This window comes from Aquabacter sp. DMC10, assembly GCF_056314145.1.
Map to the genome: position 1 here is coordinate 330,061 of NZ_JBQUYX010000006.1, position 20,683 is coordinate 350,743.

The following is a 20,683-nucleotide window of genomic DNA, read 5'->3' on the forward strand; positions in this document are numbered from 1 at the left end:
CCCAAATATAGGAGAATGACTTCCGCAACGAAGGGTTCGGGTGCCGGGACGGTCCCGGCGCACCCGCGGCGTGTGCGTCCGTCGATGGGTCAGTCGGAGCGTCACATTGGGCGTCACATGGGGCGTCACATGGGGCGCCCGCGCAGGTCCCCCCGGCAGGCCTGAACCAAGGCGAGGGCCGCCACGGCGGCCGTATCCGCGCGCAGCACCCGCGGCCCGAGCGAGAGCACAATGGCCGCCGGCCGGGCCCGCAGGAGCGCCCGCTCCTCCGGCGAGAAGCCGCCCTCCGGGCCCACCAGCACGCTCAAGGGGCCCGCCGGGCCGTTCTTCAGTGCGCCGATGGGATCTTCCACCGGCGCATCCTCGTCGCAGAACACAAGCACCCGGTCGCCGAGGCCAGCCAGGAACCGGTCCAGCGGCAGGGGCTCGTCCACCTGGGGCAAGGAGAGGATGCCGCATTGCTCGGCGGCCTCCACCCCATTGGCCTGCATGCGCTCCACATTGACGCGGTTGACCTGGGTGAAGCGGGTCACCACCGGCGTGAGGCGGGAGACGCCCATCTCCACCGCCTTCTGGACCATATAGTCGAGGCGGGCATGTTTGAGCGGCGCGAAGGCGTACTGCAGGTCCCCCGCATGGGGCTGGGGCCGCATCTGCTTCTCGCAGGTGACGCGCACCTCGCGCTTGTGCCCCTCACTGCGATGGACGAGCCATTCCCCATCCCGGCCATTGAACACCAGCAGGCTGTCGCCAATGCCGAGCCGGATGACATTGGAGACGTAATGTCCCTGCTCGCTGGCCAGGGTGACTTCCGCGCCCTCCGCGAGGGCGTCCGGCACGAACAGCCGCTGGAGCCGTGAATCGAACTTCGCCATCTGCACCCCCGGCCGTGTTGCCCGCGCAGGGACACCACGGACGGACAGCGCTGGCAAGCCCCCTACAACCATGCCGCGCACAATCTAGCCGGCACGGCGCTGGGTCTATTTCTTCGCGCCGGAGGCGTCGAACTGCTTGAGATAGGCGATGAGATTCTCGCGCTCGGCGGCCGGCTTGATGCCGGCGAACGGCATGCGGCCCTGGGGCGCCACCGCCTTGGGATTGGCGATATAGGCATCAAGGGTGGCCTCGTCCCACACCTTGCCGTCCTTGGCGCCGGCCTTCAGGTCGTCGGAATAATTGAAATCGGCATAATGGGCCCAGCTCGCGCCGACGATGCCGTTCAAGGGCGGCCCCACCTTCACCTTGGCGTCGGGGCCCACCATGTGGCAGGGCGCGCACTTCTTGAAGGCCTGCTCGCCCTTGGCGATGTCGGGGTCCGCATGGGCGGCCGCGCCAAGGGCCAGAAGAAGGGAGATGCTCAGGATGGAGCGACGCATGAAAGCCTCCGCAATGTCTGCCCCCACATAAACCCGGCTGGAGCAATTCCAAGACGGCCCCGCTCGGGCTTTCGGTCGCAGCGAACGATCGTCGCTCCCGCCGCAAGGGAAGGTGAAGGCGCGGCTGTGAGCGGTGGATGAGAGCCGCCGGGAACCGCGGGAAGGCGCGCATGTGCCTTGGAGTGCGGCTTCCCCTGCTCTAGAATGCCGACGCAATTTTTTTTCCTGCGAGGATAATTCGTTCATGCTGGCGGGGGTCATCAAGCTGGGAGGAAGCCTTGCGCGGGGCGGTGCCATGGCTGGTCTCGCCCGGCTTTTGGCTGACAGGCCCGGCTGGCTGATCGTGCCCGGCGGGGGCACGTTCGCCGATGCGGTGCGGGACGCGCAGGCGCCCCTCGGCCTGTCAGACCGGGCCTGCCACCGCATGGCGCTCCTCGCCATGGAGCAGACAGCCCACGCCCTCCAGGACCTGGCGCCAGGCCTCGGCGCGGTCACCACCTTGGACAATTTGTCCAGCCTGGAGCGGGGCAGCGCGGTGTGGTTTCCCGCGCACGGGCTCATCGGCCATCCCCATATTCCCGAGAGCTGGGACGTCACCTCCGACAGCCTCGCCGGCTGGCTGGCCACCGCGCTGAAGGCGCCCCGCCTGGTCCTGGTGAAGGCGGCCGGCGCCCTGCCCGCCGCCACCCATCGCCGTGGTCCCGACGATGCCCGCGCCTGGGCCCAAGCCGGCCTCGTGGACGCCGCTTTCCCCCGGTTCGCCGCCGCCTATGACGGCCCCCTCTCCCTCGTGCCGGCGGATGACGGGGCAAGCCTTGCCCGCCTCCTGCCGGCCATCGCCGATATGAGCGCAGCATGAGCGATGGTACGTCTCCCCGCTGGGCCTGGGCCCTGTCCGGCTCCGGCCATTTCTTCACCGAGAGCCTGGAGCTGATCCACGAGCTGGGCGATGTCGACCTCTTCGTCTCCGCCGCCGCCGAGGAAGTGCTGCGCATGTACCGGCAGGACAAGAAGCCCCTGCCGCCCACCACCAAGGTCTATCGCGACACCTCGGCCAGTTCCGCGCCGGTGGGCCTCTTCTATGAGGGCAAGTATCACACGCTGGTGGTGGCGCCGGCCTCGTCCAACACGGTGGCCAAATGCGTCTACGGTATTTCCGATACGCTGGTGACCAATTGCTTCGCCCAGGCCGGCAAGTGCCGGGTGCCCTGCATCGTCTTTGCCTGCGACACCGCGCCGGAACTCATCACCATGGCGCCCAGCGGCCCGGTGCCGGTCTATCCGCGCCGCATCGACCTGGAGAACACCGCCCGGCTGAAGGATTTCGAGGCCACCAGCGTGGCCGAGAGCCTCGCCGACCTGAAGGCCGCCATCGCCGCGCGGCAGGCTGAGCTTGCCGCCGCTCCCCTGCCGGCCCGCTGATCGTCCATGGCCGAGCGCGTCGTCCTCATCACCGGATCGCTCGCCGAGCCGCGCGTGCGCCAGATCGCGCAGGCGCTGGCGGACGATACAGTCGAGCCGGTGGTGGTGAATATCGGCGTGAAGGTCGCCGCCCTCATGACCGCCGAGATCGTGGAGCGCCGCCTCACCGTGCCGGAGGGGGCCGCCCGCGTGGTCATGCCCGGCCGCTTCCGGGGCGATCTGGAACGCCTCGCCACCCGCTTCGGCCTGCCCTTCGAGCGCGGGCCGGACGAGGCCGCCGACCTGCCAGACTATTTCGGCCGCGCCCGGCGCGCCACGGACCTTTCCCGGCATGACGTGACCATCTTCGCCGAGATCGTGGACGCCACCCGCCTCTCCGTGGACGCCATCCTCGCCCGCGCGCAGGCGCTGGCGGCGGACGGTGCGGATGTGATCGACCTCGGTGCCCTGCCGGACGCGCCCTTCCCACACCTGGAAGAAGCCGTCGCCGCCCTGAAGGGGGCCGGCCTCCGCGTGAGCGTGGATTCCTTCGATCCCGCCGAGCTCGCCCGCGCCACCCGCGCGGGCGCCGACTTCCTGCTCAGCCTCAACGAGGACACCCTCGCCATCGCTCGAGAAGGGCCGGCCGTCCCGGTGCTGGTGCCCGCGCGTCCCGGAGACCTTTCGTCCCTCATCCGCGCCATCGATGCCTGCGAGGCCAAGGGACAGGCCTATCTGGCCGATCCCATTCTCGACCCCATCCATTTCGGCTTCACCGCCTCGCTGGTGCGCTATGCTGACTTGCGGCGGCAGAAGCCGGAATGCCCCATCCTCATGGGCATCGGCAACGTGACCGAGCTCACCGATGCCGACACCACCGGCATCAATGCGATCCTCATGGGCATCATCTCGGAATTGCGCATCGGCGCCGTTCTGGCGGTGCAGGTGAGCCCCCATTGCCGCACGGCGGTGCGAGAGTTCGACCGGGCGCGGCGGGAATTTTTCGCCGCACGCGAAGCGAACGCCCTGCCCCAGGGCTTCGGCGGCGGGCTGATGGCGCTTCGCGACCGCAAGCCCATCGCCGCCAGCGGCGCGGAGCTGGAGCGCCTCGCCGGCTCGGTGAAGGACCGCAATTATCGCATCGCCGTTTCCGAGCAGGGCATCCACGTGTTCAACCGCGACGGCCACCATGTGGGACAGGAGCCCTTCGCCCTCTATCCGCACCTGGATGTGACGGACGACCCGGCGCACGCTTTTTATCTTGGCGTGGAGACCGCACGGGCGGAAATCGCGCTCCTCTTGGGCAAGCGCTATGCCCAGGACGAGCCGCTGAAATGGGGCGTGGCGGGGGAGACGGCGGCGAGCGCGGAAGAGGCCCACCGGCTGACCTTCAAGGCCGCCGGCTCCACTCTGGCGAAGAGCGGTGGGGCGCCCGCGGGGGAGGAGGACACATGATCCGCGAGGCCATCATCACCACCCTGTCGCCGGAAGGCGTGCCCCACGTCGCGCCCATGGGCCCGCATGTGGTGGAGGACGGCTATGTCATCCAGCCCTTCCGACCCTCCCGGACCCTGGACCATCTCCTGGCGCGGGGGTGCGGTGTCATCAATCTCACGGACGATGCGCGGGTCTTCGCCGGCTGCGTCACCGGCCGCAAGCGCGACTGGCCGGTGGTGGTGGCGGATGCGGTGGCCGGCGTGCGCTTGGCCTCAACGCTGGCCCACGAGGAGTTCGAGGTGGTGGCGGTGGAGGATGATCCTGTGCGCCCGCGCCTGCGCTGCCGCGTCATCCACCAGGCGAGCCATGCCCCCTTTCCCGGCCTCAACCGGGCGGTGGCGGCGGTGGTGGAAGGGGCGGTGCTGGTGTCGCGCCTCGGCCTCATCGATCTCACCCGCATCGAGACCGAACTGGCGCACCTGGCGGTGGCGGTGGACAAGACCGCCGGCCCGGCCGAGCGGGAAGCGTGGGGTTGGCTGATGGAGACGGTGGCCGAGTTCCGGGAGCGCAGCCTCGCATGATTTCCCTGCACGACGCCGCCCGCCGCCCGGGCCTTCTCGCCAGCGTGGCAAATCTTGCCGAGCTGAACCGTGCCTATGCGGTCGGCGCGGATATTCTCGACCTGAAGGACCCCTCCGCCGGCGCCCTCGGCGCCTGGGCGCCGGAGGCGCTGACCGAAGCGGTCCAGCGCTGGCGCATGTGGCCCCATCCCCGCCCGCTGCTGAGCGCCACCATCGGCGACCATCCCCTGGAGCCGGCCATGCTGTGCGCGGCCACCGCGCGGACGGCGGCAACCGGCGTGCCGCTGGTGAAGATCGGCTTCTCGCGCACCGGGACCGATGCCGCCGCCCTCCCCGAATGCCTCGATGCCCTGGCGCCCCTGGCGCGGGACACCCGTCTCATCGCCGTCCTGTTCGCGGATGAGGGGCCGGCCACCGATCTTGTGCCGCTGGTGGCGGGCACGGGCTTTCATGGGGTGATGCTCGACACGGCCCGCAAGGACGGCCGGCGCCTCACCGACCATCTCAACGTGCCCACGCTCGCCACCTTCGTGGACGCGGCGCGCCAGCACGGCCTGCTCACCGGCCTTGCGGGCTCTCTGCGGCGGGCGGACATTCCGGTGCTTGCGCCACTTCGGCCGGATTATCTGGGCTTCCGAGGCGCCCTGTGCACAGGCAGCCGGACGGGAGCGCTCGATCCGTCCGCCCTGGCGGCGGTGCGGCGGGAGGTGGCGGAGGCGGCCCGGGCACGAGAGAATCGCCCTCTGGCGCCCGCCTGAGTCTTACGCCCGCAACAGGAGGGCGGCGGCGTCCATCTCGGTCTTGCGGGCGGCGCGGCGGGCGGAGGCTTCCGCGTCCTCGCCCCAGAGTTCACGGTTCCAATCCTCATCCACATGGGCGGCGGACCAGGCGGCCTCCCCGTCGAGCCAGCCCTGGGCCACCGCCAGCGACAGCAGGGCCGAGCCGGTGAGACCGGTCATGGAGACCAGCGCCGCCAGCTTCAGGGGGTCGCGCGGCACCAAAGCCGCCACGCGGGCGATGGCCTCCTCCGGCTGCGCCACGTGGCGAATGCCGGCAGAGAGGAAAAAGCGCGCGCCCACCTCGGCGTGGAAGCGGTCCAGCACCGGGTCCCAGGCCAAGCCCTGACGCTCCACCAGCCGATCGGGCTCCTCGGCGCGGTAGCACAGCAGATCCGAGCCGGCATAGGAGACCACCTCGGCGGCGGTCGCCTCGGCATTTTGGGACACGCCGTCCAGCGCCACGTTCACGAGGCGCGTGACGGGCATGGTGGACGGGTCGATCTCGGTGCCCTGCGCCTCCCATTCCGCCACCAGCGCCTCGGCCAGCGCCCGGGAGGGCACCTTCAGCAGCGCCTTGGCGGGGGTACGCACGGGGCGGCCGTCGAGACGGATGGTGAAGCCGCCCTCCGGCTCCTCCCCAACCGACACGTCCTTGTAGAAGCGCTTGGGCAGCGGCTTGCGCTGGGCTTCCTGCGCGGCGCGCATGGGATCGGGGCCGCTCTCCAGGTCGTTCAAGAGGTCGCGCATGGCGTGCCGTCTCCTGTGATGGGGCCGTCCGGGCTCACCCTGCCGCCGTCAGCGCGGTTGGGCGGATGAGATCGTCGATGGCGGCCGGAATGTCCGCAAAGCCGTGCACCAGCAGGTCGGCGCCTGCCGCCAGCAGGTCCTCCTGGGGATGATAGCCCCAGGACACGGCAAGCGCGAAGGCGCCGGCGGCCTTGGCCATCTCCATGTCATAGGTGGTGTCGCCCACCACCACGGTGCGATGGGCCGGCAGGCCGGTTTCCGCCATGGCCTGGAGCACCATGCCCGGATGGGGCTTGGAGGGGGCATCGTCCGCCGTCTGGATGGTGGAGAACCACCCCTCCATGGCATGGGCGGCCAGCACCCGCGCAACCCCGCGCCGCGCCTTGCCGGTGACCATGCCCATGATGACGTCCGGCGCCGCGCGCAGCGACGCGAGTGTGTCCCGGGCAAACGGGAACATGGGCTCCGGCGGCTCGGCATCGCGCAGGCGCATGAAGGCGTTGCGATAGGCTTCCACCATCACCGAGACCGGATAATCCGCCCGCCCCCGCGAGAGCACCGTGAAGGCCTCGGGCAGCGAGAGGCCGACAATGGACAGGATGTCCTCGCGCGGCGGCGCGACGAGGCCCTCGGCGGCATGGGCATCGCGCATGGCGGCGACGATCATGTGCTGGCTGTCCACCAGCGTGCCGTCGCAATCGAACAGCACCAGGCGCAAAGTCTCGTCGGGACGGGAAAGGGAGGACGGGCCGGTCATTTCTGGGTCAGCTTCTCGGTCTCGATGTCATAGGACCAGCTGACGCCGGTGGTGTCGGTGAACAGGATGGTGGTGAAGCCGCGCGCGCGGCACTGGCGCGGGAATGGGCCGCTGACGATCAGCTCCACTGCCGTCTTGGCCGGGAAGCTGAACTTGATGGCGATGGTGGTCTGGTTGGGCCCGCTCGTGGTCACCGCCAGATCGAGGCCATTCTGGACGAAATTGTCCTGCGTGGTCTTGGCGAAGGCGCGGCGCGTGGTCTCGTCGCCGGCGGGGATGGGGGTGGGCGGCGGGGGAACGGCGGGCGCGGTATCTGGCGCGGGGGCCGGCTCGGCGGCCATGGGGGGCGGCGCAACCGGCGTCTCGGCGGGCGCTGCCGACGGGGGCGTCGGAGCGGGGGCCGGCGCAGGGGCGGCGGCGGTCTCCACGGGCTTGGGCGCCGGAGCGGGGCCAAGCAGCACCCACACCCCCGCCCCGGCCGCAATGGCCACGATCACGCCGATGACGCCGACGAGCAGGGGAAGAAGCCGCGAGGGGCGATGGATCTCGGCGCCGCATTCCGGGCATTCCGTCGCCTTGGGATGGACCTCCGCTCCACAGCCGGGACACAGCTCGGGCTGTCGGCTCATGCACTCACTCCTCGCTCTCACACCCGGACACAGGCCCCCGCCCGCAGGGCCCGACGCACGATGATCCGCACCCTCCCCTATGAAGGATGCCGCACCCTAGATGGGGTCACTGCCGCCCGCGCACAACGCAGCCGCCGGTTGGCTCAAGGCCCCACCATCCGGCGCGGGTCTGGCGCCGGATGCGGGACGGGCCTTGCGGCTCAGGCCTCCGGCGCCTCGAGAATCGGATCGTACTGGCTGGCATCGAACCCCAGCACCGCAAAGGTCTGGGCCATATGGGGCGGAAGCGGGGCGGACACGTCGATCATGCCGGTGCCGCGCGGATGGGGGATCACCAGCCGCCGCGCCAACAGGTGCAGACGATTCTGCAGGCCGCCGGGCAGTTCCCAATTCTCGATGTCGAAATATTTGGGGTCGCCCACGATGGGATGGCCGATATGAGCCATGTGGGCGCGCAGCTGGTGGGTGCGCCCCGTCACCGGCTTCAGCGACACCCAGGACAGCTTCTGCGCCGCCTGGTCCACCACGGCATAATAAGTGATGGCGTGGCTGGCATCATCCTCGCCGTGGCGAGCGACGCGCATGCGCTCCTCGCTCTCCTCGCGGGCGAGATAGGTGGAGATGCGGCCCTGGCGGGGCTTGGGCACGCCGGGCACCACGGCCCAATAGACCTTGCGGGCCTCGCGCGAGCGGAAGCTCTTGGCGAGCACCGAGGCCGCGAGCCGCGATTTCGCCACCAAGAGGCAGCCGGACGTGTCCTTGTCGATGCGGTGGACGAGGCGCGGGCGCTGCCCGTCCTTGTCGCGCAGCACCTCCAGCATGCCGTCAATGTGCCGGTAGGTGCCCGAACCGCCCTGCACCGCTAGGCCGAAGGGCTTGTTCAGCACCATCACGTCCTTGTCCTCGAACAAGGTGATGGAGCGCAGGAATTCGCGGTCATCCGCTTCCTTGCGGGCGCTGGGCGCCTTGGGCGCGGCCGTCGAACCGGCCTTGGGCGCGGCCTTGGAGGCGACCGTGGGGCCGACCATGCCGCCGAAGCCCGGCGCGCCCTCGGTCTCGGCCTCATCGCCCGCGCCCGCACTGAGCGGCGGCACGCGGACGGCCTGGCCAGGCGCCAGCCGGGTGGAGGTCTTCACCCGCCCGCCATCCACGCGCACCTGACCGGTGCGCACCAGCTTCTGAAGGTGCCCGAAGGACAGGTCCGGGAAATGTTGCTTGAACCAGCGGTCGAGGCGCATGTCCGCCTCATCCGCCGTCACTGTCTTGATCTCGACCGCCATCGGTCACAAACCCCGTCACACGGTCGCCAATGGCGCACATCTAGCGCCCCGGCGGCGTCCTGTCACGCAATGGCGCGCATCAGGAACAGGCCAGCGAAAATGGCGATGAGGGTCAGGGCCAGCGAGCCGCCCGCATAGAGCGCGGCATAGCCGAGGTCACCGCGCTCCACCAGCACGGCAAATTCCAGCGAAAAGGTGGAGAAGGTGGTGTAGCCGCCTAGCACGCCGGTGGTGAGCAACAGGCGCAGGCCCTGCGGCCACCCCTCGCCGAAGCGGCTGGCGAACCAGCCAGTGGCCACCCCCATGATGAAGCAGCCGGTCACATTTACGATCATGGTGGTGAAGGGAAAGCCGCCCAGGCCGAACAGCCGCAAGCCCAGCATGTTCATCATGTGGCGGAGCACGCCGCCCAGCCCCGCCCCCAGAAACACGATCGCCGCCGACTGCATCAAAGCCCCCGCTTGTGATCTCTTACAGGTGAGCGCCGCACTCGGCTCCGCGCAAGCGGCCCGTACGCGCAACGCCTCATGTTTTTGCACTGCAGCATGCGACAATCAAGACCGCCGTCGCGGCCGCGCCTCAGCGTCCGTTCCGCTCCGCACGCAGCTTCGCCCAATAGTCCAGCCGCTTGCGCAAATCGCGCTCGAAGCCCCGCTCCACGGGCTTGAAGAAGGTCTGGCGGCCGAGCTTTTCGGGGAAATAGTCCTGCCCCGAAAAGGCGTCCGGCTCGTCATGGTCATAGCGATAGCCGGTGCCGTAGCCTTCCTGCTTCATGAGGCGGGTGGGCGCGTTCAGGATATGCTTGGGCGGCACCAGGGAGCCGCCCTCCTTGGCCACCTTCAGCGCCTGCTTCCAGGCCGTATAGACCGCATTGGATTTCGGCGCGGTGGCCAGATAGACGGCGGCCTGGGCGAGCGCCAGTTCCCCCTCCGGCGAGCCGAGAAAGTCATAGGCGTCCTTCGCCGCATTGGCGACGAGGAGCGCCTGCGGGTCCGCCAAGCCGATATCCTCCACCGCCATGCGCACCAGCCGGCGGGCGAGGAACAGCGGGTCCTCTCCCGCATCGATCATGCGGGCGAGATAATAGAGCGCCGCATCCGGGTCCGATCCCCGCACGGACTTATGGAGGGCGGAGATGAGATTGTAGTGCCCGTCCTCGCTCTTGTCGTAGATGGGCGCGCGGCGCTGGACGATGTCCTGCAATTCGGCGGCGGTGAAGACCTCGCCGGGCCGTGCGGCGCGCCAGACCTCTTCCGCCAGCGTCAGGCTGGCCCGGCCATCCCCATCCGCCATGCGGATGAGCACGCCGCGGGCCTCCTCGTCCAGCGGCAAGGGGCGGCCTTCCACCTCCTCCGCCCGCGCCAGGAGGCGGCCCACGGCGGCCTCGTCCAGGGAGCGAAAGGTCAGCACCCGCGCACGGGAAAGCAACGCCGCATTCAGCTCGAAGGACGGGTTCTCCGTGGTGGCGCCGACGAGAATTACCGTGCCGTCCTCCATGACGGGCAAGAAGCCGTCCTGCTGGGCGCGGTTGAAGCGGTGGATCTCGTCCACGAACAGCAAGGTGCCCTGGCCGTGGGCATGGCGATGGCGGGCCTGCTCGAACAGCTTCTTCAGGTCCGCCACGCCGGAAAAGATGGCCGAGATCTGCTCGAAATGCAGCCGGCTCTGCCGGGCCACAAGGCGCGCCACCGTGGTCTTGCCCGTACCCGGCGGTCCCCACAGGATGAGCGAGCCGAGAGACCCCGACGCCAGCATGCGGGAAATGGCGCCGTCCGGCCCGAGCAGATGATCCTGCCCGACCACCTCGTCCAAGCGCTGGGGGCGTAGACGGTCGGCCAGGGGGCGCGGTGCCCCCTCTTCCAGACCCGCCGCCTCGAACAGATTGGACATGGCCTCCCCGCCTCAGCCCGGCAGCATGGCCGTGATGGTCTGGCCACCCCGGCTGACCGTCACCCGCCAGCCCCGCTGGGGCGTCCTGGTGGCCTGCTCCAGATCCTTGGTGCGGTTGATGCGGGTGCCGTTCACCTCGATGATGACATCGCCCGGCCGGAAGCCGGCGGCATCAGCGGGCGAATTCTCCATCACCTCGGCCACCACCACGCCCTCGCCGTCGACGATGCGCAATTCCTCGGCCACGGCGGGGGAGACATTCACCACCTTGGCACCGGCAAAGGGGGTGCGGCCGCGCAACACCAGTTCCTCCCGCGCCACCGTCTCGGGCGCCGGCTCAACCGATACGGAGACTTCGCTCTCCTTGCCCTGCCGGTTGATGCGGAACACGGACGTGCTGCCCATGGGGCGGGTGGCGAAGCGGTAATTCAGGCTTTGAGGATCATCCACCACCTGCCCGTCCACGGTCAGGATAAGATCCCCCACCTTCACGCCCGCCTTGCCGGCAGGGCTGTCCGCAGCCACCGTCTGCACCAGCACACCCGTGGGACGGGCAAGGCCCAGGCTCTCGGCGATTTCCGGGCTCACCGCCTGGAGCCGGGCGCCAAGCCAGGGCCGGCGCACCGCCTTGCCCCCCGCCTTGGCCGAATCCACCACCACCCGCACCATGTTGGCGGGAATGGCGAAACCGATGCCGTGGGAGCCGCCCGAGCGGGAATAGATGGCGGTGTTGATGCCCACCAGCCGGCCGGCCATGTCCACCAAGGCCCCGCCGGAATTGCCGGGATTGATGGCGGCGTCGGTCTGGATGAAGAACTGATAGTCGGAGACACCCACCTGCGTGCGCGCCAGCGCCGAGACGATGCCCTGCGTGACCGTCTGCCCCACGCCGAAGGGGTCGCCGATGGCCAGCACGAGATCGCCCACTTCCAGCGTGTCGGAATTGCCGAGATCGATGCTCGGGAATGTCTCCTTGCCGGCCTTCAGGCGCAGCACCGCAAGGTCAGTGCGCTGGTCGCTCAGGACCACATCGGCGTCGAACTCGCGCTTGTCCGCGAGCGCGATGCGAATCTGGTCCGCGCCCTGCACCACATGATGATTGGTGACCACGATGCCGGAGGGGTCGACGATCACGCCCGATCCCAGCGAGCGCTGCATGCGCTCCGGCCCGCCGCCGAAGCCGGGACCGCCGGGACCGCCGCCCCCGAAGAAGCGCCGGAAGAAGGGGTCATCCATGAAGGGATTGGCCCGCTGCACATTCTTCAGCGCATAGACGTTCACCACGGCCGGAGCGGTGCGCTTCACCACGGGGGCAAAGGACAGGCGGATGGCATCCTCGGACGCGGGGACCTGGCGCTGCGCCGGGGCCACTGCGGTCTGGGCGCCGGCCATTCCAGGCATCGCAAGCATGACCGCCAGCACCAGGATCGCCGGACGAAGGAAACGCTCACCCATGAGGACCTCGATCGGAACAGGTTTCAACTGATAGCGCAGATTCGCGCCGCGCGGATGCGCCGCGTACCGCGCCGGTCCGCTCACTCCTGACGGCGCGGGGCGGCGCGGCACGGGGCCTCCCATGAGCCCCGAATGGACCAAAACGAGGGCACGCGCTTCGTTCCCCTGCCCAAAGAAAAAGGCGGCCGAAGCCGCCTTTTCACCAAGCTGGATGACCCAGAGGCCTCAGGCCGCAGCGGCTTCCGCTTCGGCGGCGACGCGGGCACGGTCAGCAGCGCCCTTGGCGTCCACGTCGCGGTCCACGAACTCGATGACCGCCACCGGGGTGGAATCGCCATAGCGGAAGCCCGCCTTGACGATCCGCAGGTATCCACCCGGACGCTCCTTGTAGCGGGGGGCGAGCACCTCGAAGAGCTTCTTCACCACGGCCACGTCACGCAGCTCGGCAATGGCCTGGCGGCGGGCGTGCAGATCGCCACGGCGGGCGAGGGTGACGAGCTTCTCTACCACGGGGCGAAGATCCTTCGCCTTGGGCAGGGTGGTGACGATCTGCTCATGGGTGATGAGCGCGTTCGCCAGATTGGAGAACATCGCCTTGCGGTGTTCCCAGGTGCGGTTGAACTTGCGATGAACCTTGCCGTGACGCATGACGGCGAACTCCTAAATGCCTCCGGCGTTTCGAGCCGTGATGGGTTGAGCGGCTCGAGCCGCGGGGTGAATGGGTCAGTAATGGTCCTCGAAGCGCTTCGCGAGCTCTTCGATGTTCTCCGGCGGCCAGCCGGGCACTTCCATGCCCAGGTGCAGGCCCATGGAGGCCAGCACTTCCTTGATCTCGTTGAGCGACTTGCGGCCGAAATTCGGCGTGCGGAGCATCTCCGTCTCGCTCTTCTGGATCAGGTCGCCGATATAGACGATGTTGTCGTTCTTCAGGCAGTTGGCCGAACGCACCGACAGCTCCAGCTCGTCCACCTTCTTCAGAAGCGCCGGGTTGAAGGGCAGCTCCTGAATGGCCGAGGTCTCGCTCTCGCGCTTGGGCTCCTCGAAATTCACGAAGATTTCGAGCTGGTCCTGAAGGATGCGAGCCGCATACGCGAGCGCATCTTCCGCCGTGATCGAGCCGTCGGTCTCGATCTGCATGGTCAGCTTGTCATAGTCGAGAATCTGACCCTCGCGGGTGTTCTCAACCTTGTAGGAGACCTTGCGCACCGGCGAATAGAGGCTGTCGATCGGAATGAGCCCGATCGGCGCATCTTCAGGCCGGTTGCGGTCGGCGGGCACATAGCCCTTGCCGGTGTTGACGGTGAACTCGATCCGCAGCTCCGCGCCCTCGTCCAGCGTGCACAGGGGCAGGTTGGGGTTGAGGATCTGGATGTCACCAACGGTCTGGATGTCGCCCGCGGTCAACACGCCCGGTCCGGTCTTCTTCGCCACGAGGCGCTTGGGACCGTCACCCTGCATGCGGATGGCGACTTCCTTGATGTTGAGGATGAGGTCCGTCACGTCCTCGCGGACGCCGGGGATGGAAGAGAACTCATGCAGCACGCCGTCGATATGCACCGACGTCACAGCCGCGCCCTGGAGGGACGACAGCAGGATGCGGCGCAGGGCATTGCCCAGCGTCATGCCAAAGCCACGCTCCAGCGGCTCGGCCACCACGGTGGCAAGGCGCTTGGGGTCGCTGCCGGCGGAAACCTGCAGCTTCTCGGGCTTGATGAGTTCTTGCCAGTTCTTCTGAATCACTTGCGTCACCTTGCCTTCTCGCCGGGCCGCGGCACTCGACCGAAACTTGATCCATCGAGGCGCCGACCCGTCCCGCTAGACGGGGAGGAACCTGGCATGCGGCCCGCACGGCAGAGCCGGCGGGCCAGCGGTACGCTCAGACGCGCCGGCGCTTGCGCGGCCGGCAGCCATTGTGCGGGATGGGGGTGACGTCACGGATGGAGGTCACGAGGAAGCCCGCCGCCTGGAGGGCGCGCAGGGCCGACTCACGTCCCGAACCGGGACCGGACACTTCCACCTCGAGGGTGCGCATGCCGTGCTCGGCCGCCTTGCGGGCCGCATCCTCGGCCGCGATCTGGGCGGCGTACGGGGTGGACTTGCGCGAGCCCTTGAAGCCCATGGCACCGGCGGAGGACCAGGAGATGGTGTTGCCCTGGGCGTCGGTGATGGTGATCATGGTGTTGTTGAACGAGGCGTTCACATGCGCCACGCCGGAGGCGATATTCTTGCGCTCGCGACGCTTAACGCGGGTAGCTTCCTTGGCCATCTTGTCTTCAATCCTTCAGGCGCGCCCGTAACTCCAGGCGCTCGGGACGAACCGCCCGTGCTCGGGCGGGTCATGGGAAAGGGCCGGCAATGCCGGCCCTCGGTCAGGCGGCAATGCCGCCCGTCATCACTTCTTCTTGCCGGCGATCGGCTTCGCCGGACCCTTGCGGGTGCGGGCGTTGGTGTGGGTGCGCTGACCGCGCACCGGCAGGCCACGACGGTGACGCAGGCCGCGATAGCAGCCCAGATCCATGAGGCGCTTGATGTTCATCGCCACTTCGCGGCGCAGGTCGCCTTCCACGATATAGTCGCGGTCGATGGTCTCGCGGATCTGCAGCACTTCCTGGTCGGTCAGCTGGTTCACGCGACGCTCGGCGGGGATGCCCACCTTCTCGACGATCTCTTCGGCCTTCTTGGCGCCGATGCCATGAATGTACTGAAGCGCGATGATGACGCGCTTGTTGGTCGGAATGTTAACGCCAGCGATACGAGCCACGTGTCTCTCCATATGCACCGCCTGCTGCCAGGCGGACAAAATGCCCCGCGTCCGGTGGAGGCCGGCCCGTGCGGGAGAACGACCCTTTCGGGATAAACAAAACCGCGCGCCTTGCTCCTCCCTGGAGAGGGGCAAGTCGCACGGACGTCGAAGCGAGGGAGGGCTACTAGCTGGTTAACCCTCTCTCGTCAAGAGCCAAAGCTCTCAGGCCACTTCCAGGATCTGGGAAATGGCCTTGGTGACCTCGTCGATGGGCTGCATGCCATCGATCTGCTGGAGCTGGCCACGCGCCTTGTAATAGGGGGCCACGATCGCCGTGTCCCGGTTATAGGCCTCGAGCCGGGTCTTGAAGACCTCCGGGTCATCGTCCTTGCGCACCGCCTCGCCCCGCGCCCGCGCCTCTTCGGCGCGCTTGAGGATGCGGTCCACCAGGGCGCCCTGGTCCACCACCAGCTCGATGACCGCATCGAGCTTCATGCCCTTCTGCGCCAGCATGGTGTCCAGCGCTTCCGCCTGCGCCACGGTGCGGGGGAAACCGTCGAGGATGAAGCCGTTCTTGGCGTCAGCCTCGTCCAGGCGATCGGCGATGATGCCGATCACGATGTCGTCGGAGACCAGGCCGCCCGATTCCATCACCGCCTTGGCCTTCAGCCCGATGGGCGTGCCGGCCGCCACTGCCGCGCGCAGCATGTCGCCGGTGGACAGTTGCACGATGCCATGGCGACTCACCAGCCGCTGGGCCTGGGTTCCCTTGCCAGCCCCAGGCGGGCCCAGCAGAATCAGCCTCATTTCCGTCTCCCCCCACGCAGCTTGGCTTTCTTCACCAGCCCTTCGTACTGGTGCGCCAGCAGGTGTCCTTGAATTTGCGCCACGGTGTCCATCGTCACGCTGACCACGATCAGCAACGACGTTCCTCCGAAATAGAACGGAACGGCGGCGTACGAAATCAGCAGTTCGGGGAAGAGACATACTGCCGCAATGTAAGCCGCGCCGACAACCGTGATTCGCGTCAGCACGTAGTCGATATATTCAGCGGTGCGCTCGCCCGGCCGGATGCCCGGGATGAAGCCGCCGTGCTTCTTCAGATTGTCCGCCGTCTCCACCGGGTTGAACACGATGGCGGTGTAGAAGAAGCAGAAGAACACGATCAGCGCCACATAGAGCACCATGTAGAGCGGCTGGCCGTGGCCGAGCAGCCGGGTGACCGTGTTGAACCATTCCGGCCCCGCCCCCTGGGTGAAGCTGGCGATGGTCGCCGGAATCAGCAGCAGGGACGACGCGAAGATCGGCGGGATGACGCCCGAGGTGTTCAACTTCAGCGGCAGGTGCGAGGACTGGCCCTCATACAGGCGATTGCCCACCTGGCGCTTGGGATACTGGATCAGAAGCCGGCGCTGGGCCCGCTCCATGAACACGATGAAGGCGATGATGACCACGGCCATCACCAGCACCGCCAGGATGAGCGGCGTGGAAATGGCGCCTTGGCGGCCCAGCTCGAGGGTGCGGATGAAGGCGCCCGGAAGCTCGGCGACGATGCCGGCGAAGATGATGAGCGAGGTGCCGTTGCCGATGCCGCGCGAGGTGATCTGCTCACCCAGCCACATCAGGAACATGGTGCCGCCGGTGAGCGTGATGACCGTGGTGATACGGAAGAACCAGCCGGGGTCCATGACCACCGTGCCCGAGCTCTCAAGACCCACGGCAATGCCATAGGCCTGGAACAGAGCCAGGATGACGGTCAGGTAGCGGGTGTACTGGTTGATCTGCTTGCGGCCCGCCTCGCCTTCCTTCTTCAGCGCTTCCAGCGTGGGCGACACGGTGGTCAAGAGCTGAACGATGATGGAGGCCGAGATGTAGGGCATGATGTTCAGGGCGAAGATGGCCATGCGCTGCACGGCACCACCCGAGAACATGTTGAAGAGGCCGATGATTCCCTGCTGGGCGTTGCGGAACACATCCTGCAGCGCATCGGGATTGATCCCCGGGAGCGGGATATAGGTCCCGAGCCGGTAGACCAGAAGGGCGCCGAGAGTGAACCAGATCCGCTTCTTCAGTTCCTCGGCCTTGCCGAGGGCGCCGAAGTTCAGGTTCGCCGCGAGTTGTTCCGCCGCCGAGACCATGCCTTGCTCCACTTGAGCCACTCGCAGACGAGCGGCTGGGATATGGGGGGCGCGCGGGCGCGGCGTAAGAGCCGGTTCCGAGCAAAAGGGCCGCATGGCGGTCCCTAAGCCCAGTGACACCGTCTCTCTTCAAAGCGTTAGAGCGCAAATCCCCGCCCAGATCGCTTCCATCTGGGCGAATGCACTCTCGGCTCCGAGCCGGCACGCACCGCTTTAATCTTCCAGGTCATACCCACCCCTGCCCCACGGCGCCAGCCTCAAGGCGGCTGCGCACAGGACGGGATGCCGAACACGACAATGCCGCCGGCAGGGCCGGCGGCATCGAAGACATTATGCTGGGGCGAGGCAAGCCCCTCCCCTGCCCGCTCACTCAGCCGCAGCGGCCTTGGGAGCGAGAATGGTCACCGAGCCGCCCGCCTTTTCCACCGCTTCGGTGGCCGACTTGGTGGCATAGGCCACTTCCACCGTGACCTTGGCGGTCAGCTCGCCGGAGCCGAGGAGGCGCACGCCGTCCTTGGCCCGACGCAGGACACCGGCAGCGACCAGGGCCGCCCCGTTCACCGGCGCCGAAGCGTCCAGCTTGCCCGCGTCAATGGCGGCCTGAATGCCACCGAGCGACACCTCGGAATAATCGAGGCGGAAGATGTTGTGGAAGCCACGCTTCGGCAGACGCCGATGCAGCGGCATCTGACCACCTTCAAAGCCCTTGATGGCCACGCCGGTGCGGGCCTTCTGACCCTTCACACCACGGCCGCCGGTCTTGCCCTTGCCAGAGCCAATGCCGCGGCCGACCCGGATGCGCGACTTGCGCGCCCCGGGATTGTCCCTGATCTCGTCGAGCTTCATCTCGCCTCTCCTCAGTCCACGACGCGGACGAGATGAGCGACCTTCGCGATCATCCCGCGCACCGCCGGGGTGTCCTTAAGGGTCGAACGGCGATGACGCTTGTTCAGCCCGAGGCCCACGAGGGTTGCTTCCTGGTCAGCCGGACGGCGGATCGGCGAACCGATCTGCTCGACGGTGACGGTTTTTCCTTCAGTCGCGTTCGCCATGGCGCGCTCCTATCCTTGCGAGCCGGCCTCAGTCGGTCGCTTCCGCGTCTTCGACGCGGCGGCGGGACTGGAGCTGCGACACCTTGAGACCGCGGCGCGAGGCCACGGAGCGCGGGCTGTCCTGATTCTTCAGGGCATCGAACGTGGCGCGCACCATGTTGTACGGGTTCGACGACCCGAACGACTTGGCGACCACGTCATGCATGCCCAGCGTCTCGAAGACGGCGCGCATGGGACCGCCGGCAATGATGCCGGTACCAGCCGGGGCGGCGCGGAGCACCACCTTGCCAGCGCCATGGTGACCATGCACGTCGTGGTGCAGGGTGCGGCCTTCGCGCAGCGGCACGCGGATGAGAGCGCGCTTGGCGCTCTCGGTTGCTTTGCGGATGGCTTCCGGCACTTCGCGGGCCTTGCCGTGGCCGAAGCCGACGCGGCCCTTCTGGTCACCGACCACCACCAGGGCAGCGAAGCCGAAGCGACGGCCGCCCTTCACCACCTTCGCGACACGGTTGATGTGGACCAGCTTGTCCACAAACGTGTTGTCGCGATCCTCGCGCTCAGCGCGGTGTTCCCTTTCACGGGCCATTTCGCTCGTCCTCGCGTCAGAACTGAAGGCCGCCTTCGCGGGCGCCCTCAGCGAGCGCCTTGACGCGCCCATGATAGATGTAAGCGCCACGGTCGAAGATGACCGCAGTCACGCCCTTCTCGGCGGCCCGCTCCGCGACCAGCTTACCGATGGCCTTGGCGGCATCGGTGTCGGCCCCGGTCTTCAGCGAGGACCGCAGATCCTTCTCGAGGCTGGAAGCGGACGCAACGGTCTCGCCCTTCGCATCGTCGATGATCTGCGCGTAGATATGCTTCGAGGTGCGGTGCACGGACAGGCGGGGACGCCCATTCGCGGCGACGCGGAGCGCGCGGCGCACCTTGGCTTTACGGCGAACAAGCGCCTCAATGTCACGAGCCATGGTGAGCCTCCGTCACTTCTTCTTGCCTTCCTTGCGGAAGATGAATTCGCCAGCATACTTGACGCCCTTGCCCTTGTAGGGCTCGGGGCCACGGAACTCGCGGATTTCGGCGGCGACCTGGCCGACCTTCTGCTTGTCCACGCCCGACACCAGGATCTCGGTGGGCTTCGGGGTCACGATCTGGATCCCTTCCGGGATCGCATAGATGACGTCGTGGCTGTAGCCGAGGGACAGCTGCAGGTTCTTGCCGGCAATGGCGGCCTTGTAGCCGACGCCGGTGATTTCCAGCTTCTTCTCGAAGCCCTTGGTCACGCCTTCCACCAGGTTGGCCACCAAAGTGCGGGACATGCCCCACATGGACTTGTGACGCTGCGTGTCGCCACGCATGGCCACCTTCAGTTCGGAATTGGCGAGCTCGACGCCCACTTCTTCCACGAGGGTCACTTCGAGGGCGCCCTTGGGGCCCTTCACCTTCACCGTCTGGCCATCCACATTGGCGGTCACGCCAGCGGGAACGGCGACGGGATGCTTGCCGATCTTCGACATGTCTTCCTCCGTCGCTGGCTCAGAACACAGTGCAGAGCACTTCGCCGCCAACATTCTTGTCGCGGGCTTCATGGTCGGCCATCACGCCCTGGGGCGTGGAGACGACCGCGATGCCGAGACCGTTGGCGACGCGGGGCAGGTCCTTGACCGACGCATAGACGCGACGGCCAGGCTTCGAAACGCGGGCGATCTCGCGGATCACCGGGGCGCCGTCGAAATACTTCAGCTCGATCTCGAACTCGGTGCGGCCGTTGCCCTGGTCCGTGGTGGTGTAGCCACGGATATAGCCTTCGTCGCGCAGGACATCGAGCAGGCTGGCGCGCAGGCGCGAACCGGGGCTCTGGGTCTTGTCCTTGCGACGCATCTGGGCGTTGCGGATACGCGTGATCAGATCGCCGATGGGATCATTGATGGACATTCGCCCCTCCTCACCAGCTCGACTTCACAAGACCGGGGACAAGTCCCTGGGAGCCGAGCTCGCGCAGCGCGATACGGCTCATCTTGAGCTTGCGATAAAAGGCGCGTGGGCGGCCCGTCACTTCGCAACGGTTACGCACCCGAATCTTCGCCGAATTGCGCGGCATCTGCGCGAGCTTGAGGGTCGCCGCAAAGCGCTCCTCGATCGGCAGCGTCTTGTCGTTCACGATCGCCTTGAGACCGTCGCGCTTCGCTGCCAGCTGTTGCGACAGCTTGCGGCGACGCTCGTTGGTCTCGATCGCGCTTTTCTTCGCCATGTCCTGCTCCAGTTCTCCGCGTCTGAGGGATTTCACACCTCACAGCCGGAAAGCACTCAATCTCGCCAGACCCATGCAGCCTTTCGGCCCGCAGCGTCCGGGCCTCCCGCCGGCCTGACCGAAGCCAGGACCAAGTGCGGAAATGGCCGGAGCGGAACCCCGGCCATGTCGGC

The 20,683-nt window shown here is 67.7% G+C and carries 27 protein-coding genes; 5 read left to right on the top strand and 22 right to left on the bottom strand.

What is annotated here, in order from left to right; all coding sequences use genetic code 11:
• Positions 1–125: 125 nt before the first annotated feature.
• Positions 126–875 carry a 16S rRNA (uracil(1498)-N(3))-methyltransferase gene (locus ACT54L_RS17825; protein WP_476086982.1) on the bottom strand — a complete coding sequence of 250 codons (750 nt, stop codon included), beginning with the start codon at positions 873–875 and terminating at the stop codon, positions 126–128.
• Between the two features lie 105 nt (positions 876–980).
• A complete protein-coding gene (locus ACT54L_RS17830; protein ID WP_476086983.1) occupies positions 981–1,376 on the bottom strand; it encodes a c-type cytochrome in 396 nt (131 codons plus the stop codon).
• Between the two features lie 244 nt (positions 1,377–1,620).
• Here ACT54L_RS17830 and ACT54L_RS17835 point away from each other — a divergent pair, with 244 nt between their 5' ends.
• Genes ACT54L_RS17835 through ACT54L_RS17855 form a run of 5 tightly spaced genes read left to right on the top strand, consistent with a single transcriptional unit; the run spans position 1,621 to position 5,553 of the window.
• Entirely contained in the window at positions 1,621–2,235 is a 615-nt protein-coding gene (locus tag ACT54L_RS17835; protein WP_476086984.1) for an amino acid kinase family protein, read from the top strand.
• Positions 2,232–2,798, top strand: a complete 567-nt coding sequence (locus ACT54L_RS17840; RefSeq protein WP_476086985.1) for a flavoprotein — start codon at positions 2,232–2,234, stop codon at positions 2,796–2,798. Before ACT54L_RS17835 ends, ACT54L_RS17840 begins: the two co-directional genes overlap by 4 nt.
• Before the next feature lie 6 nt (positions 2,799–2,804).
• Positions 2,805–4,232 carry a DUF6513 domain-containing protein gene (locus ACT54L_RS17845; RefSeq protein WP_476086986.1) on the top strand — a complete coding sequence of 476 codons (1,428 nt, stop codon included), beginning with the start codon at positions 2,805–2,807 and terminating at the stop codon, positions 4,230–4,232.
• Positions 4,229–4,795 carry a DUF447 domain-containing protein gene (locus ACT54L_RS17850; RefSeq protein ID WP_476086987.1) on the top strand — a complete coding sequence of 189 codons (567 nt, stop codon included), beginning with the start codon at positions 4,229–4,231 and terminating at the stop codon, positions 4,793–4,795. Before ACT54L_RS17845 ends, ACT54L_RS17850 begins: the two co-directional genes overlap by 4 nt.
• Positions 4,792–5,553: a (5-formylfuran-3-yl)methyl phosphate synthase gene (locus ACT54L_RS17855; RefSeq protein ID WP_476086988.1), complete on the top strand. Its 762-nt coding sequence runs from the start codon at positions 4,792–4,794 to the stop codon at positions 5,551–5,553. The genes ACT54L_RS17850 and ACT54L_RS17855 overlap by 4 nt, the downstream gene beginning before the upstream one ends.
• Positions 5,554–5,556: 3 nt before the next feature.
• On the opposite strand, the gene ACT54L_RS17860 is transcribed toward ACT54L_RS17855, so the two are convergent.
• The 20 genes from ACT54L_RS17860 to rpsN form a co-directional block, all read right to left on the bottom strand.
• Positions 5,557–6,321 (bottom strand): ATP12 family chaperone protein, encoded by a 765-nt coding sequence (locus ACT54L_RS17860; protein WP_476086989.1) that lies wholly within the window; start codon positions 6,319–6,321, stop codon positions 5,557–5,559.
• Between the two features lie 34 nt (positions 6,322–6,355).
• Complete coding sequence (locus ACT54L_RS17865) at positions 6,356–7,078, bottom strand: HAD-IA family hydrolase (protein ID WP_476086990.1); 723 nt, start codon at positions 7,076–7,078, stop codon at positions 6,356–6,358.
• Positions 7,075–7,707: a hypothetical protein gene (locus tag ACT54L_RS17870; RefSeq protein WP_476086991.1), complete on the bottom strand. Its 633-nt coding sequence runs from the start codon at positions 7,705–7,707 to the stop codon at positions 7,075–7,077. The genes ACT54L_RS17865 and ACT54L_RS17870 overlap by 4 nt, the downstream gene beginning before the upstream one ends.
• 200 nt (positions 7,708–7,907) lie before the next feature.
• Positions 7,908–8,987 carry an RluA family pseudouridine synthase gene (locus tag ACT54L_RS17875; protein ID WP_476086992.1) on the bottom strand — a complete coding sequence of 360 codons (1,080 nt, stop codon included), beginning with the start codon at positions 8,985–8,987 and terminating at the stop codon, positions 7,908–7,910.
• A gap of 62 nt (positions 8,988–9,049) precedes the next feature.
• Positions 9,050–9,436 carry a fluoride efflux transporter CrcB gene (gene crcB, locus ACT54L_RS17880; protein ID WP_476086993.1) on the bottom strand — a complete coding sequence of 129 codons (387 nt, stop codon included), beginning with the start codon at positions 9,434–9,436 and terminating at the stop codon, positions 9,050–9,052.
• Between the two features lie 130 nt (positions 9,437–9,566).
• Positions 9,567–10,877 carry a replication-associated recombination protein A gene (locus ACT54L_RS17885; protein ID WP_476086994.1) on the bottom strand — a complete coding sequence of 437 codons (1,311 nt, stop codon included), beginning with the start codon at positions 10,875–10,877 and terminating at the stop codon, positions 9,567–9,569.
• A gap of 12 nt (positions 10,878–10,889) precedes the next feature.
• The gene (locus tag ACT54L_RS17890; RefSeq protein ID WP_476087013.1) at positions 10,890–12,287 is read right to left on the bottom strand and encodes a Do family serine endopeptidase; all 1,398 of its coding nucleotides are present in this window, start codon (positions 12,285–12,287) and stop codon (positions 10,890–10,892) included.
• A gap of 270 nt (positions 12,288–12,557) precedes the next feature.
• Complete coding sequence (rplQ, locus tag ACT54L_RS17895; protein ID WP_476086995.1) at positions 12,558–12,980, bottom strand: 50S ribosomal protein L17; 423 nt, start codon at positions 12,978–12,980, stop codon at positions 12,558–12,560.
• Positions 12,981–13,055: 75 nt separating this feature from the next.
• Positions 13,056–14,081: a DNA-directed RNA polymerase subunit alpha gene (locus tag ACT54L_RS17900; protein WP_425532424.1), complete on the bottom strand. Its 1,026-nt coding sequence runs from the start codon at positions 14,079–14,081 to the stop codon at positions 13,056–13,058.
• A 127-nt stretch (positions 14,082–14,208) separates the two neighbouring features.
• On the bottom strand, positions 14,209–14,598 hold the full coding sequence (rpsK, locus tag ACT54L_RS17905) for a 30S ribosomal protein S11 (protein ID WP_274777175.1): 390 nt from the start codon (positions 14,596–14,598) through the stop codon (positions 14,209–14,211).
• Between the two features lie 126 nt (positions 14,599–14,724).
• A complete protein-coding gene (gene rpsM, locus ACT54L_RS17910) occupies positions 14,725–15,093 on the bottom strand; it encodes a 30S ribosomal protein S13 (RefSeq protein WP_209105127.1) in 369 nt (122 codons plus the stop codon).
• Positions 15,094–15,297: 204 nt separating this feature from the next.
• The gene (locus tag ACT54L_RS17915; protein WP_476086996.1) at positions 15,298–15,882 is read right to left on the bottom strand and encodes an adenylate kinase; all 585 of its coding nucleotides are present in this window, start codon (positions 15,880–15,882) and stop codon (positions 15,298–15,300) included.
• The gene (gene secY / locus ACT54L_RS17920; RefSeq protein WP_476086997.1) at positions 15,879–17,213 is read right to left on the bottom strand and encodes a preprotein translocase subunit SecY; all 1,335 of its coding nucleotides are present in this window, start codon (positions 17,211–17,213) and stop codon (positions 15,879–15,881) included. Before secY ends, ACT54L_RS17915 begins: the two co-directional genes overlap by 4 nt.
• Positions 17,214–17,579: 366 nt before the next feature.
• Positions 17,580–18,059, bottom strand: coding sequence for a 50S ribosomal protein L15 (rplO, locus tag ACT54L_RS17925; protein ID WP_476086998.1), 480 nt, complete (start codon positions 18,057–18,059; stop codon positions 17,580–17,582).
• An 11-nt stretch (positions 18,060–18,070) separates the two neighbouring features.
• A complete protein-coding gene (gene rpmD / locus ACT54L_RS17930) occupies positions 18,071–18,265 on the bottom strand; it encodes a 50S ribosomal protein L30 (RefSeq protein ID WP_132035662.1) in 195 nt (64 codons plus the stop codon).
• A 28-nt stretch (positions 18,266–18,293) separates the two neighbouring features.
• The gene (gene rpsE, locus ACT54L_RS17935) at positions 18,294–18,851 is read right to left on the bottom strand and encodes a 30S ribosomal protein S5 (protein ID WP_209105123.1); all 558 of its coding nucleotides are present in this window, start codon (positions 18,849–18,851) and stop codon (positions 18,294–18,296) included.
• A gap of 16 nt (positions 18,852–18,867) precedes the next feature.
• Positions 18,868–19,230: a 50S ribosomal protein L18 gene (gene rplR, locus ACT54L_RS17940; RefSeq protein WP_476086999.1), complete on the bottom strand. Its 363-nt coding sequence runs from the start codon at positions 19,228–19,230 to the stop codon at positions 18,868–18,870.
• 12 nt (positions 19,231–19,242) lie between these two features.
• Entirely contained in the window at positions 19,243–19,776 is a 534-nt protein-coding gene (gene rplF / locus ACT54L_RS17945; protein ID WP_476087000.1) for a 50S ribosomal protein L6, read from the bottom strand.
• Between the two features lie 19 nt (positions 19,777–19,795).
• Positions 19,796–20,194 (bottom strand): 30S ribosomal protein S8, encoded by a 399-nt coding sequence (gene rpsH / locus ACT54L_RS17950; RefSeq protein ID WP_476087001.1) that lies wholly within the window; start codon positions 20,192–20,194, stop codon positions 19,796–19,798.
• A gap of 10 nt (positions 20,195–20,204) precedes the next feature.
• The gene (rpsN, locus tag ACT54L_RS17955) at positions 20,205–20,510 is read right to left on the bottom strand and encodes a 30S ribosomal protein S14 (RefSeq protein ID WP_209105119.1); all 306 of its coding nucleotides are present in this window, start codon (positions 20,508–20,510) and stop codon (positions 20,205–20,207) included.
• Between the last annotated feature and the right edge of the window lie 173 nt (positions 20,511–20,683).

Coding starts and splice junctions, on each gene's coding strand:
- ACT54L_RS17825 (WP_476086982.1), bottom strand. CDS start 875: ATGGCGAAGTTCGATTCACGGCTCCAGCGGCTGTTCGTGCCGGACGCC.
- ACT54L_RS17830 (WP_476086983.1), bottom strand. CDS start 1,376: ATGCGTCGCTCCATCCTGAGCATCTCCCTTCTTCTGGCCCTTGGCGCG.
- ACT54L_RS17835 (WP_476086984.1), top strand. CDS start 1,621: ATGCTGGCGGGGGTCATCAAGCTGGGAGGAAGCCTTGCGCGGGGCGGT.
- ACT54L_RS17840 (WP_476086985.1), top strand. CDS start 2,232: ATGAGCGATGGTACGTCTCCCCGCTGGGCCTGGGCCCTGTCCGGCTCC.
- ACT54L_RS17845 (WP_476086986.1), top strand. CDS start 2,805: ATGGCCGAGCGCGTCGTCCTCATCACCGGATCGCTCGCCGAGCCGCGC.
- ACT54L_RS17850 (WP_476086987.1), top strand. CDS start 4,229: ATGATCCGCGAGGCCATCATCACCACCCTGTCGCCGGAAGGCGTGCCC.
- ACT54L_RS17855 (WP_476086988.1), top strand. CDS start 4,792: ATGATTTCCCTGCACGACGCCGCCCGCCGCCCGGGCCTTCTCGCCAGC.
- ACT54L_RS17860 (WP_476086989.1), bottom strand. CDS start 6,321: ATGCGCGACCTCTTGAACGACCTGGAGAGCGGCCCCGATCCCATGCGC.
- ACT54L_RS17865 (WP_476086990.1), bottom strand. CDS start 7,078: ATGACCGGCCCGTCCTCCCTTTCCCGTCCCGACGAGACTTTGCGCCTG.
- ACT54L_RS17870 (WP_476086991.1), bottom strand. CDS start 7,707: ATGAGCCGACAGCCCGAGCTGTGTCCCGGCTGTGGAGCGGAGGTCCAT.
- ACT54L_RS17875 (WP_476086992.1), bottom strand. CDS start 8,987: ATGGCGGTCGAGATCAAGACAGTGACGGCGGATGAGGCGGACATGCGC.
- crcB (WP_476086993.1), bottom strand. CDS start 9,436: ATGCAGTCGGCGGCGATCGTGTTTCTGGGGGCGGGGCTGGGCGGCGTG.
- ACT54L_RS17885 (WP_476086994.1), bottom strand. CDS start 10,877: ATGTCCAATCTGTTCGAGGCGGCGGGTCTGGAAGAGGGGGCACCGCGC.
- ACT54L_RS17890 (WP_476087013.1), bottom strand. CDS start 12,287: ATGCTTGCGATGCCTGGAATGGCCGGCGCCCAGACCGCAGTGGCCCCG.
- rplQ (WP_476086995.1), bottom strand. CDS start 12,980: ATGCGTCACGGCAAGGTTCATCGCAAGTTCAACCGCACCTGGGAACAC.
- rpsK (WP_274777175.1), bottom strand. CDS start 14,598: ATGGCCAAGGAAGCTACCCGCGTTAAGCGTCGCGAGCGCAAGAATATC.
- ACT54L_RS17915 (WP_476086996.1), bottom strand. CDS start 15,882: ATGAGGCTGATTCTGCTGGGCCCGCCTGGGGCTGGCAAGGGAACCCAG.
- secY (WP_476086997.1), bottom strand. CDS start 17,213: ATGGTCTCGGCGGCGGAACAACTCGCGGCGAACCTGAACTTCGGCGCC.
- rplO (WP_476086998.1), bottom strand. CDS start 18,059: ATGAAGCTCGACGAGATCAGGGACAATCCCGGGGCGCGCAAGTCGCGC.
- rpmD (WP_132035662.1), bottom strand. CDS start 18,265: ATGGCGAACGCGACTGAAGGAAAAACCGTCACCGTCGAGCAGATCGGT.
- rpsE (WP_209105123.1), bottom strand. CDS start 18,851: ATGGCCCGTGAAAGGGAACACCGCGCTGAGCGCGAGGATCGCGACAAC.
- rplR (WP_476086999.1), bottom strand. CDS start 19,230: ATGGCTCGTGACATTGAGGCGCTTGTTCGCCGTAAAGCCAAGGTGCGC.
- rplF (WP_476087000.1), bottom strand. CDS start 19,776: ATGTCGAAGATCGGCAAGCATCCCGTCGCCGTTCCCGCTGGCGTGACC.
- rpsH (WP_476087001.1), bottom strand. CDS start 20,194: ATGTCCATCAATGATCCCATCGGCGATCTGATCACGCGTATCCGCAAC.
- rpsN (WP_209105119.1), bottom strand. CDS start 20,510: ATGGCGAAGAAAAGCGCGATCGAGACCAACGAGCGTCGCCGCAAGCTG.